The organism is Gordonia tangerina (assembly GCF_021556435.1).
Taxonomy (GTDB): Bacteria; Actinomycetota; Actinomycetes; order Mycobacteriales; family Mycobacteriaceae; genus Gordonia; species Gordonia tangerina.
In genome coordinates, this window is record NZ_JAKGCU010000018.1 from 38,619 (window position 1) to 53,337 (window position 14,719).

Below are 14,719 nucleotides of genomic sequence, written 5' to 3' on the forward strand. Positions count from 1 at the left end.
TGCCGCGAGCGATACCCGGCCGTCGGCCGATCACCCGACATGGATCGACCGCGCGAACCATCGATATCGGCGCGGCAAGGCCGAACGAGTCATCAGTAGTAGTACGGATAGGCTTCCCAGTCAGGCGAGCGCTTCTGCAAAAACGCATCCCGCCCCTCGACAGCCTCATCGGTCATGTACGCCAACCGTGTGGCCTCGCCGGCGAACACCTGCTGCCCCATGAGTCCATCGTCTGTGAGGTTGAACGCGAACTTCAGCATCCGCTGCGCGGTAGGCGATTTGCCGTTGATCTTGCGTCCCCACTCGATCGCCAGATTCTCGAGGTCCGCATGCGTGACGACCCGGTTGACTGCGCCCATCTGGTACATCGTCTCCGCGTCGTAGTCGTCGCCGAGGAAGAATATCTCTCTGGCAAACTTTTGCCCGACCTGTTTGGCGAGGTAGGCGCTGCCATAACCGGCGTCGAAGGACCCGACGTCGGCATCCGTCTGCTTGAACCGGGCATGCTCGCGCGACGCGAGGGTCAGGTCACACACTGCATGCAGCGAGTGTCCGCCTCCCGCGGCCCAGCCGTTGACCACCGCGATCACCACCTTCGGCATCGTCCGGATAAGGCGTTGCACCTCAAGGATGTGCAGCCGGCCACCCTCAGCCTTGACGCGCGCCTCGTCGACACTCTCGGCTCCCGCGGCCACCACATCCGAGTCGTGCGAGGTCGCATACTGATAGCCAGAACGACCTCGGATGCGCTGATCGCCACCGCTGCAAAATGCCCAGCCGCCGTCCTTGGGACTCGGACCGTTGCCGGTGAGCAACACCGTTCCGACGTCCGGTGTGCGGCGTGCATGATCCAAGGTCCGATAGAGCTCGTCTACGGTGTGCGGCCGGAACGCGTTGCGCACCTCTGGGCGGTTGAAGGCGATCCGCACGATTCCGTTCCGGTGGCCGACGCCGACGTGACGGTGATATGTGATGTCGCTAAGCCGGTCGAAGCCTGCCACCGGCTCCCACTGGGCCTGGTCGAACGGTTGATGAACGTCGGCGCTCGCGGCTGGGTTGGGCATGCAGGCCAGGTTAGTCGCTGCTAGTTTGGCGCGGCTGGGGCGCCATCCGGATCTGACGTCAACCCACTCGACATCACATTCACAATCGGTCCCGACAGCAATCCGGTGCTCGCCACCGACACACTGTTGCGTCCCTGTCCCTTGACGATGTAGAGCTGCCGGTCGGCGATCGCGAAGAGTTCGTCCACCATGTCGCGGGTGACCGCCAACGGACGACCGACCGTGGTCGACACCGCCGCACACACCGCCCCGATACTCACCGTGACCTCGGTACTCGCCGCGACATGTACCCGCAGTTCGTCGCACAACCGATGGAGCTCGGACGCGTCGGCGACGCTGCGCAAGATCACGAACTCTTCCCCACCGGTCCGCGCGACCAGCGCGCCCGGCGGGACAGCCTCAGACAGCGCCTGCGACACCGCGACCAGCGTAGCGTCGCCCACCGAATGCCCGTACCTGTCGTTGACCATCTTGAAATGGTCGATGTCGGCCACGATGAAGCCAATCGGCAACCGTGATTCGACCGCGTCCCTCAGTGCCTGCTCCCACCGCGTGGCCAGTCCGCGCCGGTTGAGCACGCCGGTCAGTGGGTCGGTTTCACTGATCGTAGCCTGCGCCTCGAGCGCTCGCGACAGCGACCTCCGCAAGGTGGTGACCAGGTAGGTGGGCACCAGGATCGCCAAGATCACCGCCCCACCGGCAACGAACATCGCCGTCGACGAATGCGCTCGGGTGGCCACCACGGCGCACGCCAACCCCGCCGCGATCAGCACAAAGGTGACCACGGTGCGTGGCGGCGACTCGATTGCCGCGAGCGCGGGGATGGCAGCGAGCAGGACCAGCACCGCATGTGCCGGCCCATCGTCGGTGATCACCGCTGCCGATGCCGCGATTCCGACCATGCCGCCGAAACTCAGGATCGCGAATTGTGCGTCATTCAACGGTCGCACCGCCACGGTCACCACGATCGAGATGACGGTGTAGACGGCGATGGCCACCACGCACCACCGATGACCGGGGCGGATGAAGTCCGGCGAGATGTAGGCGACGGCCAACAGCGGGATCGCACCGACCTCGCTGGCGAGGACAGCCAGAGTCCGCTGATCGAAACGACTCACGGCGCCCCCCTTTCGTCCTGCAAGACAGATGTCTTGTGGCGGTCGCGCGAGACCTCGATCATGTCAGCGCCCGGGTGTTGTGGCCACAGTAACCCGTGCGCAGCAATCGACGTCGGCGCACCCCGGCGGCGAGGAGGCTAACGGGTCACAGGTCGAACACCGACGACGCGGGTTCCGGTTTGCCGAACAGATAACCCTGCGCGAGGTCGAAACCCAGGCCAACAACCATCGACAGCATCGTTTCGGTCTCGACTCCCTCGGCGAGGGTGGTCATCCCGGTCGCGCGCGCCATGTCGCAGATGGCCTGGACGACGGCGCGATCTGACGTATCGTCGACCGCCCCGGAGATGAGACTGCGATCCACCTTGACCACGTCGACGGGCAGATCCCGCACATACCGCAGCGCCGAGTAGCCGGCGCCGAGATCGTCGACGCAGATCGCGCAGCCCAGTTCGTCGAGCCCTTCGATGGCCCGGGCGGCAGCACTGCCGAGCCGGATCACCTCGTCCTCACGGACCTCGATCCACACCCGCTGTGGCGCCACGCTGTTGGCCGCAATCAGCTCGCCGATGTGGTTGACGATGTCGTCGGCCCAGAGTTGCTGCGCGGACAGGTTGATCGAGACGAATGCGTCGTCCCCGAATGACGAGGTGATCTCGACGGCCAAGGTGCGGATCGCGGTCTCGATCGTGTGCTGCCCGATCGGCAGGATCAATGAGGTCGCCTGCGCCGCCGGCAGGAAGGTCTGCGGGGTCAGCACCGCGGAGTCGACGTACCACCGCAGCAGGGACTCGAACCCGACCGGCCTGCGGTCGTCGGCCCGAACGATCGCCTGGTAGTGCAGACGGAAGTCCTCCGGTTTCGCCTCCGCCAGCCGGTTGCCGATCGCCACGTGCTCACGCACCAGCGGCAAGGTCTCGGCGTCGGCGAAGACCACATGGTGCTGCCGGATGAGGGCCAAACACAACGCGGCATCCGCGCACTGGACCAGGTTGACGCGATCGGTGACCTCCGGCAGCTGGTCTCGTGCGGCCACGCCCATGCACACATCGAGGAACGTGGTCTGCCCGTCCACCTCCACCGGGTGGGCACCCGACCGAACCCGCGACGCCGTGACGAACGCGTCGGGGTTGCCGTCCATCGGCGACAGGCTGATGAGCCACTCCAGATCTGAGCGCCGCTCGAATCTACTGGTCGGACTGAGTGGCTTGAGCACGCGTTCGACGAATCGTTCGGCCATCGTTGCCGAGCTCCGATGGCCGTACGCGGTGGCGGCACGGTGGAAGGGATCTGCGCAGAAGGCGATGACCGCCGCTTCCGAGGCACCGGCTTGACCTCTGCGGCGGGGCTCCCCCATGTGCATCACTCGAGTCTAAGTGCTCAACGTTCGTTTCACGCGGACCTCTTGACATAGCCGAGTCGCCGTGGGCTCAGTAGTTGAACGCAAACACGTTTCTGCGGTGAATTGCACTCGATGCTCAATACATCAGGGTTTTGTTGTTGTCTCGGTCGCCAGATGCGGCATCCTACGTTAGTCTCAAAACGCTGACCTGTTCGTTTCGAAGCCATTCGTGGTCGATCATTGAATTCGTTTCGTTCACAAAGCATCACAGACTAAAAGTGCGGTCGGGGTCGCCGGGGAGCAGAAGTGTGACCTTTTTCAAGCAACTACTCGACCGTTATGACGCCCGTTCGCTGGCCACCCTCATCAGTACCGGTGGCGTGTTGCCGCTGCCGATCGTCGCGGTGCTCGCACCCGACGCCCTTCGGCCCGGCGGTATGGTGTTGCTCTTCGTCATCTGGGCGTTCATCGCGGCGGTCTTCGTGGTGACCGCGATGCGCAGCCACCTCACCGACGCCGAGTTCGCCGTCCTCGGCGGGATGGGCATCATCGGCATCTGCGGCACCGCCCTGATCCTGTCCTACAAGACGTCGGCGACAGCGGTCCTCGCGCTGGTCGCGGTGATCCCCACCATCGCGGCGATCTCCCCGTCGATTCCACTGGTCTTCGGATTGTCGTCGTTGGCCTGCGTGGGGGCGGTCATGGTGCTGGCGCTGATCGCCACGACGACCGCCTCGTTCATCATCGGCACCGGCGCCGTCATTGGCACCATCGCCGTGCCGGTGTTCCTGGTGATCGCCCTGCGTCGCTCACTCGAGGCCACGCTGGAACGGCAGACGCAGCTCAGCGCGATAGACCCGCTGACCGGTCTGCTCAATCGCCGCGGATTCCTCAACCGGGTGTCGCACCTGCTGTCGGCCGCGCACGTCTCGACCGGATGGATCGGCATCCTGCTGATGGACCTCGATCACTTCAAACGGGTCAACGATCGACTCGGCCACATCGCCGGCGACGGCGTCCTGCTCACCACCGCCGCCGAGATCCGGCAGGTCGCACCCTCCGGATCGGTGGTCTGCCGCTTCGGCGGCGAGGAGTTCCTGGTGTTCTGCGTGGTTCGCGACGAGGCCGAACTCCGCGTGGCCGCCGACCGATTCCGGATCGCGGTCTCCGACGCCACTCCGGTGACGGCAAGTGTCGGTGGCGTCTGCGCACCACTGATCGCTTCGGTCCGGACCCACGCGGCATCCACCGACGACGTCGTGGCCACGATGCTCGACCGCGCCGACCATTGCGTCTATCAGGCCAAGACCCAGGGCCGTGACCGCTCCGTCATCGAGCCGATGGACCCGGTGCTGTGGCGCCGCCCACCGGCTGAGCGGGAGGCGGACAAGCGGGCGGACGCCGCTTTGCAGTACACCGTCCTGGAACTCTTCACACGCGAGCTGGGCCCGAACAATCAAGCCGCCGAACGCAATTGAGACAGATCCGACGTCCATAGGGCATCGGCCTCGGCGCGCATACGCGTCCACGTCTCGGGCGTGGTGAATTCCGTCAGTCGCGCCCGGTCCCACCACATCAGCTGCGTCCGGTAGCGATCGTCGGGGAACGGGGTCGGCGGGATGGACTCGTCGACGCGGCCACCACCGGATTCCCATCGCTTCAGCACGTGATCGGCAGCGGTGGCCATCATGTGCCCGACTCCGGCGAGTTCCATGATCGGCAGACCGAGCCGCGACAGCTGGCCGGCGACGTCGCGGGCGATCGGCGAGCGTTCGTCGACCCACGCGGTCTTCACCTCCACCACCCCCTCGTCGAGCCGGGCCTCGATCGCGTCCACCAGCGGCCGCCGGCCGGGCTGCCCTGCCCACTCCTCCAAGGCATGCGACTGAGCCGCATGCTCGAAGCGATGCTGCACGCGTAGCCCACCGATCACCTTGCGTTCGTTGCTGAGAACGGCGAAGAATCGCGCCGTACTCGCACCGTCGGCCACCAGGTCGTAGTCCAGCGCCGCGGCACACCCGTGCCGGGTATAAGCCTGCGCCGCTCCGCGCAGATACCGTTCCCACAGTCGACGTTCGGCGCGCGGGGTGGCGGTCACCAGGGCGTAGTCGGGGCAGCGGAAGAAACCGGTTCGAGCGGAAGCCGGTGCGGAGAATTCGTTGTCGTTGAGAATCGCAGTCATGGTCAGGTCAACCTTTCGTCAGTTCACATTGAGTCGAATGACTGCGCGAAACTGATTCGCAGGCTTGCCATACTGCACAGTATGCGCGGTCATAGGACATGAATTTACCGGATTGGTAGCGTGGCAAACTATTGTTGCGTGAGCGAAGATACGACCATGCAGAACCCCGACGGCGCCGTCGCGACCATCTACACCGATGACACGGTGCCCGCAGACCTCCTCTCCGACCCGACCATTTCCGTGCTGGACATCACCGAATCGTCGGCGGCCGCCTTCGCCGGCCTGCTACAACGATCGTTGAGGAATCTATCCGATGAACCACCACGGTATGCCCACTTTCCGTGGCGTGAAACCGTGGTCCGGATCCCCGGCCCGCACACCTATCGGCGACTCCGACTCGACCGCAACCGTCACAAGATGACGCTGGGCGACCTCGACCGCGCCGCGAGCCTGCGGATCGGCATCGTCGGTTTGAGTGTCGGCCATTCCATCGCAATGACCCTCGCTTTGGAAGGTCTTGGCGGCGAATTGCGCCTGGCCGATTTCGACGCGCTGGAATTGACGAATCTGAATCGCGTCCCGAGTTCGGTGATCGACGTCGACACCAATAAGGCGGTGATCGCAGCTCGCCGAATTGCCGAGATTGATCCGTATGTTCGGACAATTTGTTTCACCGACGGAATATCGACGGAAAATATTGATGAATTCATCGGTGGCCTCGACCTCGTCATCGAGGAATGCGACTCGTTCGACGTGAAGGTCCTGGTGCGGGATCGCTGCCGCGAACTCGGCATTCCGGTGCTGATGGAGACCAGCGACGGCGGGACGCTCGACGTGGAACGCTTCGATCTCGACCCGCAGCGTCCCCTGTTCCACGGTCTCGCCGGCGATCTGCGGGCGGCCGACCTGGTGGGTCTGGATCGAGCGGCGACGACCCCGCTCGCGGTCAAGGTTCTGGAGCCGGCCAAGGTGACCGCGGCGATGGCGGCCTCGGCGCTGGAACTCGGCCAGACCGTCACGGCGTGGCCGCAGCTGGGCGGCGACGTCCTGCTCGGCGGCGCCACCGTGGCTGCCGCAGTTCGACGCTTCGTGCAGGGCAGGCCACTGCCGTCTGGCCGGGTGCGGTTCGACCGCGACGCGTGGCTCGACGGGCTCACCGATCCGATCGCGGCCACGCAACCGCCGTCGACTGATCCGACGCCGACTGATCCGACGCCGACAATCGCTGCCGACCCGCCGGACGTCGACTCGATGTCCGGGCCTGAACTCCTTCGCTACGCGGCATCGCGGGCGCCGTCGGCGGGCAACCAGCAGCCGTGGCAGATCGACGCCGACGATCAATCGGTGACCATCGCGCTCGACCCGACCCGCACCTCGATCCTCGATGTCGACCACCGCGCGTCGGCACTGGCCGTGGGGGCTGCGGCCTACAACGCCCGGGTGGCCGCCGCGAGCCGCGGACTGTCGACGCGGACACAGGTCGTCGGCGCAGGTGACCGGCTGGGTGTGCGGGTCGCACTGGACGGCGACGATTCGCCGTCCGCCGACGACGCACCCGCCGTCACCGATCTGTCCGCGGTGCTCGACCGACACACGCGTCGCGGACCCGGGGACGGTTCGCCGATGTCGGGCGACGACGCCGAGCGAGTGGCGGCCGCGGCCGACACCGACCGCACGCGGGCCATCGTGCTCACCGATCGGGCGGACATCGAACGCTACGCAGCGATCGCGGCGCGCTCGGATCGCATCCGTTTCCTGACGCCCGAGCTGCATCGCGAGATGTTCGCCGAACTGACCGACCGTCCCGGCGACCCGACTGGCATCGACGTCGAATCACTGGCGCTGCCGCCGGCGATGCAGGGCATGTTCGACGTGATCGCGCGCCCCGACGTGATGGCTCTGCTCGACGAATGGGATGCCGGCGAGGCGTTGGGTGCCGACGCCGCTGCCCGGGTGATGTCGTCGTCGGCGCTGGTCATCGTGGTGCAGGACAGTGACGACCTCGCTGCCTATGTGAACGCCGGTCAGATTACCCAGCAGGTGTGGGTGACCGCCGAGTCGTTGGGCTTCGCGGTGCATCCGGTGACCCCGACATTCTTGTATGCCACCGATGACGCGACCGCGCGGGGATTGTCGGCGCGGCACGGCGACGAACTCGTGGAGCTGCGCCGTTCGATGTTGACGGCCTGGCCGCTGCGCGAGGGCGAGGTGCCGACGCTGGTCCTGCGCCTGTCCCGCACCGACGAGACGCCGGTGCCCAGCCGGCGCGAACCGGCCGGGCGACCGGCGACCTGCTGATCAGCCGAAGATCCCCCGCAACACTTCCATGTCGGCGACGCGCTCCTTGTGGGTGCTCGCCACGGGTGACGCCAGCAGACAGGTGACCCCCGCGGCGCGGAAGGCGTCGGCGCGTTCGGCGACCTCAGCGCGCGACCCGATCAGCGACATCGAGTTGACCAGATCGTCCGGGACCGCCTCGGCGGCTTCCTGCTTCTTGCCGTCGAGGTAGAGGTCCTGGATGAGTTTGGCCTCCTCGACGTAGCCGTAGCGCTGGGCGAGGGTGTTGTAGAAGTTCTTGCCGCGGGCGCCCATGCCGCCGATGTAGAGCGCGGCGTGGTGGCGCACCAGCGTCTTGGCGTTGGTGATCTCCTGCGGGTCGTCGGAGATGCGGGCGGTGGCCTGCACGACGATGCCGAGTTCGCCGAGCGACGGGTCGCGCTTGGCTTTGCCGGCGCGCAACGACTCACCGAAGGCGGCGTCGATCTGCTCGGGGTGGAACAGGATCGGCTGGAACTCCTCGAACAGCTCGGCGGCGAGCTCGGTGTTCTTGGGCCCGATCGCGGCCAGCAGCATCGGGATGCGCTCGCGGATCGGGTGGTTGATGATCTTCAGCGGCTTGCCCAGGCCCGATCCGCCGTGCTCTTCATCGAGCGGCAGTGTGTAGCGCTTGCCCTGGTACTCGGTCTTGTCGCGGCGCCACACCATCCGGCAGATCTCGGCGTGCTCGCGGGCGCGGCCGACCGGGTAGTCGTACTTGACGCCGTGGAAGCCCTCGATGACCTGTGGGCCCGACGCCCCGATGCCGAGCACGAACCGGCCGCCGCTGATGTAGTCCATGCCGGCGGCGGTCATCGCCAGGTTGGTGGGGGTGCGCGAGTACATCGGCAGGATGCCGGTCTGCAGTTCCATCTTCTCGGTCTTGGCGGCGATGTAGCCGAGCTGGCTGACCGCGTCGAAGCTGTACGCCTCGGGGACGGTGATGCGCTCGACGCCGACCGCTTCGTAGTCGACGAGATTGTTGATGGTCTCGCGGAAGTCGCCCGCGTAGTTGATGGGCATTCCCAGCTTCATCGCAGCAGTCATGGTCGGATTCTTCCACAGCAGTCATCTGCATCACAGAGCCGGGCGAACGATCGTTAGAGTCTCCCGCGCCAGTTGTGGCCCTCGATGATCGAACCACCACCACGCGAGCCCTCCCCTCGGTGATCGAGTAGCCGCGAGCGAGCGCAGCGAGCCCGCGGCGTATCGAGATCACGTTCCCCAAACACCGAACCCAACCACCCGCCCCCTGAGGAACGACCGAGGAACGAGGAGTGTCACGAAGGGCCACAACCGATAGACGAACGCACTCACTTTGGTGAACAGAACATGAACACCTGACGCCACTACGGAAACTCCCACGTCGATTCCGACATTTCAGACACCCGGGCATTAGGCTGACGCGTCGCGCGAACCACAGAATTATCACCATGACCGGCGAAATGCTGATTTTGGTGCTGTTGGTGATCACCGCGCTCGGGTTCGACTTCACCAACGGATTCCACGACACCGGAAACGCCATGGCGACCTCCATCGCCACGGGCGCGCTCAAGCCGAAAGTGGCCGTGGGCCTCTCGGCGATCCTCAACCTCGTCGGCGCCTTCCTCTCGGTGGAGGTGGCCGCCACCATCACCAAGGATGTGCTCAACATCCAGCAGACCTCCGGCGACGGGTCGGGCGAGCTCATCGGCGGCATCACGCCGACGACGGGCCTGCTGATCATCTTCGCCGGCCTCATCGGCGGCATCCTGTGGAATCTGTTCACCTGGCTGTTCGGGCTGCCGTCGAGTTCTTCGCATGCCCTGTTCGGCGGCCTCATCGGTTCGGGTATCGCCGCGATCGGCATGTCCGGCATCAACTGGCACGGGGTGTTCGCCAAGATCATCGTCCCCGGTCTGCTCGCCCCGGTGATCGCCTGCCTGGTCGCCACCTGCGGCACGTGGATGGTCTTCGCCATCACCAAGCGGATCGCCGAGAGCCGCAAGGAAGAAGGTTTCCGCTACGGCCAGATCGCCAGCGCCTCACTGGTGTCGCTCGCACACGGCACCGGCGACGCGCAGAAGACGATGGGTGTCATCGCGATGGCCCTGATCGTCACCGGTCACCTCGACTCCTCCAGCGTGGAGCACGGTCTGCCGTTCTGGATCGTGTTCAGCTGTGCCGGCATGATCGCGCTGGGCACCTACCTCGGCGGCTGGCGCATCATCCGCACCCTGGGCAAGGGCCTGGTGGAGATCAGCTCGCCGCAGGGCATGGCCGCCGAGGCGTCGTCGGCGGCGATCATCCTCACCTCCAGCGCCGCCGGCATGGCCCTGTCCACCACACAGGTCGCCACCGGATCGATCCTCGGTTCGGGTGTCGGCAAGAAAGGCGCGCAGGTCCGCTGGGCGGTCGCCGGACGGATGGCCGTCGCCTGGGTCACCACCCTGCCGGCCGCCGGCGCCGTCGGCGCGATCTGCTACCTGATCGCCAACCTGCTCGGCAACGTCACCGGCGCCATCGTCATCTTCGCGCTCCTGATCGCCGCATCGGCCTACATGTACTGGCGCGCACAGCAGAACAAGGTCGACTCGAGCAACGTCAACGCCGACTGGGACGAATCGACCAACTCGATCATCCCGGCGGACACGGCCGCGGCCGACGCCGCAAAGACCCCGATCGCCTGACGGCCTCGACGCCACCTCTGAAAGGACTTCCCCGATGGACATCGTCGAATCGATCGGCAAGGTGCTGGTTGTCGGCCTGCTGTTCGGCGCCGGGCTGCCCGCGCTGTTCGCCTTCGGTCTGCGCTTCCACGCCGAAGGCGCCACCGAGACCAACGCCGACGGCACTGTGACGCCGGGCAATCCGGCGCTACGCGCGGCCGGTTACGTGATCTTCGCGGTGGTCCTGCTCATCATCGCCACCGCGCTGCTGTGGATCACCCGCCAGACCATCTACTACTACTTCGACATCAAGATCTTCCCGTTCGGCTACAAGTGACGACCTGATCGACGCGACCCGGAGGTTCCACCACTCATGTCCGACGGCACATCGCTGTTCGAATCCGCCATCAATTGGGTTCGTCAGGGCTATCCCGAGGGCATCCCGCCCACGGAGTTCCCGCCGTTGCTGGCGCTGCTGGTGCGGGTTCTCGACGAGCGGCAGGTGACCGACGTGGTGCTGGAGCTCGGCCGCGACCGCGACGGCGACCCGCTCACCGAGGACCGCATCGCCGCGGCGATCACCTCGGTCATCGACGAGAAGCCCTCGGAGGCAGAGATCAATCAAGTGGCGTCGCGTCTGGCCGCCGCCGGCTGGCCGCTCGCCGCGACCAGCGACCGCTGACCGCCCTAGAATTGTCCTCGTGGACCGCCCACAATTCCTGCAGCGCGTCATCGAATGGCTGCGCGCCGGCTACCCCGATGGTGTGCCGCAGGGTGACTACATCCCGCTGGTGGCGCTGTTGCGCCGGCAACTGTCCGACGACGAGGTGGCCCAGGTCGCCGATGCACTGATCACCGACGCCCCGGCCAACGGTGATCCGATCTCGAAGGTCGACGCCGCGGTGAAAATCATCGAGATCACCCAGGAGATGCCGCACGAAGACGACATCGCCCGCGTCCGCGATCATCTCGAGGCCTCCGGCTGGCCCTTCGACGACTCCCCGCTCACCCCACCCGCCGCTCCTGACGATGAGCCCGGTGAGCAGCCCTGAAAACGCTCCGCTCCCTCCACCTTCCGGCACGACCCGACGTTCTCGACCGTCGCGGCGAGCTCACGACAATCCTCGACGGCTCGGCCGCCTACGTCCCGGTCCCCGACGACCCGCTCGACACCGCCACACTGCGTGACGCTCTCGGCGTCGACGACCCGATCGCCGACGACATCTCGCTGGTGATCTCGACGTCGGGCACCACCGGCACACCCAAGGGCGCCCAGCACACCGCGGCCACCCTCACCGCCTCCGCGCAGGCCACCGCCACCCACCTCGGCGGCCCCGGCAACTGGCTGCTCGCACTCGCCCCCCACCACATCGCCGGATTACAGGTCCTGTTGCGCGGCTTGGCCGCCGGCTTCACACCCACCGTCCTCGACGTCACCGACGGCTTCGACCCGAACGCCTTCGCCGACGCCCTCGACGCCCTCGACGGCCCGCGCCGCTACACCTCACTCGTACCCACCCAGCTGATCAAGGTCCTCGACAACCCGCGCGCCACCACGGCCCTCGCCGCTGCCGACGCCTTGCTCGTGGGCGGGGCCGCCACCCCGGTCCCGTTGCTGCACAGGGCAATCGATGCCGGCATTCCCATCGTGCGCACCTACGGCATGAGCGAGACCGCCGGCGGATGTGTTTACGACGGCGTTGCGCTGAACGGCGTGACCATCCGCATCGACGACCCCAACCCCGACGGCGTCGGCCGGGTGCTTCTGGGCGGCCCGATTATCGCCCATGGCTACCGCAAGAAACCCGACCATCCCGCCTTCGCCGAACCGGGCTGGTTTCGCACCGACGACCTCGGCCGCGTCGACGATCAGGGCGTACTGGCCATCGTCGGCCGCGCCGACGAAGCGATCAGCACCGGCGGCCTGACCGTGGTGCCGCAGGTGGTGGAGGCCGTCATCCTCGACGACCCGGCCGTGCGTGAATGCGCCGTTGTCGGCCTGCCCGATGAGCGGCTCGGCGAGAAGGTGGTCGCCTTCGTCGTCGCCGCCGGCACCATCGACTCAGCGAGGATCCGGGGCGCGGTCGCCGAACGACTCGACCGCTACGCCGCACCGCGCGAGGTGATCGAGCTCGACGAACTCCCCACCCGTGGTCCGGGGAAGGTCGACCGGCGGGCGTTGCGGGCGCGGTTCTCAGACCAGTGAGGTGAACGTGCCGGAAACCAGAACGTTCACCTCACTCGGTCACGACGCCGGCCGGTGAGCGGCTCGTTAGTACCCGACGGTTTGGCTCCGCCCCGCCGCGGGCATTCGGTTCGCAACGGTTTCGCACGCAAAGGTGCCCGCGATTCCGCTGCCAGCCCCGCTCACCACCGCCAGAGGAGCCACCCGATGTCGACCGATGCCATCGTTCTGCTGAAAGACGACCACAAGCAGATCAAGAAACTGTTCAACGACTTCCGCAAGGCGGGTCCGAACGCGACGAAGACCAAAGGCGACATCGTCTCGAAGATCATCGAGGCGCTGACCGTGCACACGTACATCGAGAACGAAGGGATGTATCCGGCCGTCCGCAAGGCCGTCCCCGACGTCGAAGGCGACATCCTCGAGTCCTACGAAGAGCATCACGTCGCGGACCTGCTGGTGATGGAGCTCATGACCATGAAGCCTGACGATGAGCGCTTCGACGCCAAGACCACCGTCCTCATCGAGAACGTCGAGCATCACATCGAAGAGGAAGAATCTGAGTGGTTTCCCGAGGTCCGCAAGGCGCTGGGCCGAAAGGAACTCCAGCAGATCGGCGAGGAGATGCTCGAACTGAAGAAGAAGGCGCCGCACTCGCCGGCACAGCCATCGGCGCTGAAGAAGACGATCGACGCCGTCATCAAATAGGCGCGCGGAGCAGTGAGGTGAACGTGCCGAAAACCGGTACGTTCACCTCACTGCGCGCCAGTGGTTGAGAGCCCCCCTTCTCGGGTACAACTGTGCGTGTCCCCTGCCGCGAGAAAGCGACGACACATCATGCGCGATTTCACCTGCCACAACTGTGGTCAGCGTCTGTCCTTCGAGAACAGCAAATGCCTCAACTGCGGCAAACCACTGGGTTTCTGGCTCGAGACCCGAACCATCTACAACCTCGACGAGAAAGAGCGCACCGAGATCGACGGCACGCTGGTCGAGCGATGCGAGAACACCAAAGTCGCACAGTGCAACTGGTTGGTCGCGTGGTCCGGCACCCCCACCCTGTGCGAGTCCTGCCGCCTCACCCGCACGCTGCCGCCGGAGACCGACGTCGAGGCCCGCGCCGAGTACGGCCGCGCCGAGACCGCCAAACGACGGCTCGTGCTGGAGCTCGACGAACTCAAACTGCCCATCACCGGTCGCGACGAGGATGCACAGACCGGCCTGGCCTTCGACCTGCTCTCGAGTGCCGAGCAGTCGGTGATCACCGGCCACGACAACGGTTTGATCACCCTCGACCTCGCCGAGGGCGACGACGTGCACCGCGAGAAGCTGCGGGTGCAGCTCGAGGAGCCCTACCGCACGCTGCTCGGCCACTTCCGCCACGAGATAGGGCACTACTACCAGCTCGTCCTCATCACCGGCGACGTGCGCCCGAAGTTCGAGGAACTGTTCGGCAACCCCGACGACGACTACCAGGCGGCGCTCGACCGCCACTACTCCGAGGGCGCCCCCGACGGCTGGCCGCAGACCTACGTGTCGTCATACGCGACGATGCACCCGGCCGAGGACTTCGCCGAGACCTTCGCGCACTATCTGCACATCCGCGACACCCTCGACACCGCCGCCGCCTTCGCCATGGCGCCGGCCGGATCGACCCTGGACAGCGTGCTGCCCGGCGACGTCGGGTTCGAACAGCTCATCGGCTGGTGGCTGCCGCTGACCTGGGCGCTCAATCAGATCAACCGGTCGATGGGCCACCCGGACCTCTACCCGTTCGTGCTGCCGCCGGCGGTACTGGACAAGATCCGCTTCGTACACAATCTGATGCCGTCGAGCTGACGTCCCGAGTGAGGTGAACGTTCCG

Annotated in this window: 14 protein-coding genes; 9 read left to right on the forward strand and 5 right to left on the reverse strand. The window is 66.1% G+C overall.

Annotated elements, in window-relative coordinates:
* Positions 1-92 precede the first annotated feature (92 nt).
* From L1892_RS17470 to L1892_RS17480, 3 genes are all read right to left on the reverse strand, one after another.
* On the reverse strand, positions 93-1,064 hold the full coding sequence (locus L1892_RS17470; protein WP_235724918.1) for a 1,4-dihydroxy-2-naphthoyl-CoA synthase: 972 nt from the start codon (positions 1,062-1,064) through the stop codon (positions 93-95).
* Positions 1,065-1,084: 20 nt separating this feature from the next.
* Positions 1,085-2,182, reverse strand: a complete 1,098-nt coding sequence (locus L1892_RS24920) for a GGDEF domain-containing protein (RefSeq protein WP_235724919.1) — start codon at positions 2,180-2,182, stop codon at positions 1,085-1,087.
* 145 nt (positions 2,183-2,327) lie between these two features.
* The gene (locus tag L1892_RS17480) at positions 2,328-3,545 is read right to left on the reverse strand and encodes an EAL domain-containing protein (protein WP_235724920.1); all 1,218 of its coding nucleotides are present in this window, start codon (positions 3,543-3,545) and stop codon (positions 2,328-2,330) included.
* Positions 3,546-3,832: 287 nt separating this feature from the next.
* Between L1892_RS17480 and L1892_RS17485 the strand changes: the two genes are divergently transcribed.
* A complete protein-coding gene (locus tag L1892_RS17485; protein ID WP_235724921.1) occupies positions 3,833-5,002 on the forward strand; it encodes a GGDEF domain-containing protein in 1,170 nt (389 codons plus the stop codon).
* On the opposite strand, the gene L1892_RS17490 is transcribed toward L1892_RS17485, so the two are convergent.
* A complete protein-coding gene (locus L1892_RS17490) occupies positions 4,981-5,706 on the reverse strand; it encodes a hypothetical protein (protein WP_235724922.1) in 726 nt (241 codons plus the stop codon). The genes L1892_RS17485 and L1892_RS17490 overlap by 22 nt on opposite strands.
* Positions 5,707-5,844: 138 nt before the next feature.
* Here L1892_RS17490 and L1892_RS17495 point away from each other — a divergent pair, with 138 nt between their 5' ends.
* On the forward strand, positions 5,845-8,004 hold the full coding sequence (locus L1892_RS17495) for an Rv1355c family protein (RefSeq protein ID WP_372475174.1): 2,160 nt from the start codon (positions 5,845-5,847) through the stop codon (positions 8,002-8,004).
* On the opposite strand, the gene L1892_RS17500 is transcribed toward L1892_RS17495, so the two are convergent.
* Positions 8,005-9,069: an LLM class F420-dependent oxidoreductase gene (locus L1892_RS17500; protein ID WP_235724923.1), complete on the reverse strand. Its 1,065-nt coding sequence runs from the start codon at positions 9,067-9,069 to the stop codon at positions 8,005-8,007.
* A gap of 386 nt (positions 9,070-9,455) precedes the next feature.
* On the opposite strand from L1892_RS17500, the gene L1892_RS17505 reads away from it, so the two are divergent.
* From L1892_RS17505 to L1892_RS17535, 7 genes are all read left to right on the forward strand, one after another.
* Complete coding sequence (locus L1892_RS17505) at positions 9,456-10,691, forward strand: inorganic phosphate transporter (RefSeq protein WP_235724924.1); 1,236 nt, start codon at positions 9,456-9,458, stop codon at positions 10,689-10,691.
* A 34-nt stretch (positions 10,692-10,725) separates the two neighbouring features.
* Positions 10,726-11,007: a hypothetical protein gene (locus L1892_RS17510; RefSeq protein ID WP_235724925.1), complete on the forward strand. Its 282-nt coding sequence runs from the start codon at positions 10,726-10,728 to the stop codon at positions 11,005-11,007.
* 36 nt (positions 11,008-11,043) lie between these two features.
* Entirely contained in the window at positions 11,044-11,352 is a 309-nt protein-coding gene (locus L1892_RS17515; protein ID WP_235724926.1) for a DUF3349 domain-containing protein, read from the forward strand.
* A 19-nt stretch (positions 11,353-11,371) separates the two neighbouring features.
* A complete protein-coding gene (locus tag L1892_RS17520; protein ID WP_235724927.1) occupies positions 11,372-11,722 on the forward strand; it encodes a DUF3349 domain-containing protein in 351 nt (116 codons plus the stop codon).
* Complete coding sequence (menE, locus tag L1892_RS17525; RefSeq protein ID WP_235724959.1) at positions 11,719-12,876, forward strand: o-succinylbenzoate--CoA ligase; 1,158 nt, start codon at positions 11,719-11,721, stop codon at positions 12,874-12,876. Before L1892_RS17520 ends, menE begins: the two co-directional genes overlap by 4 nt.
* Positions 12,877-13,062: 186 nt before the next feature.
* Positions 13,063-13,563, forward strand: a complete 501-nt coding sequence (locus L1892_RS17530; protein ID WP_235724928.1) for a hemerythrin domain-containing protein — start codon at positions 13,063-13,065, stop codon at positions 13,561-13,563.
* Between the two features lie 129 nt (positions 13,564-13,692).
* Complete coding sequence (locus L1892_RS17535) at positions 13,693-14,694, forward strand: zinc-binding metallopeptidase family protein (protein ID WP_235724929.1); 1,002 nt, start codon at positions 13,693-13,695, stop codon at positions 14,692-14,694.
* Positions 14,695-14,719 lie beyond the last annotated feature (25 nt).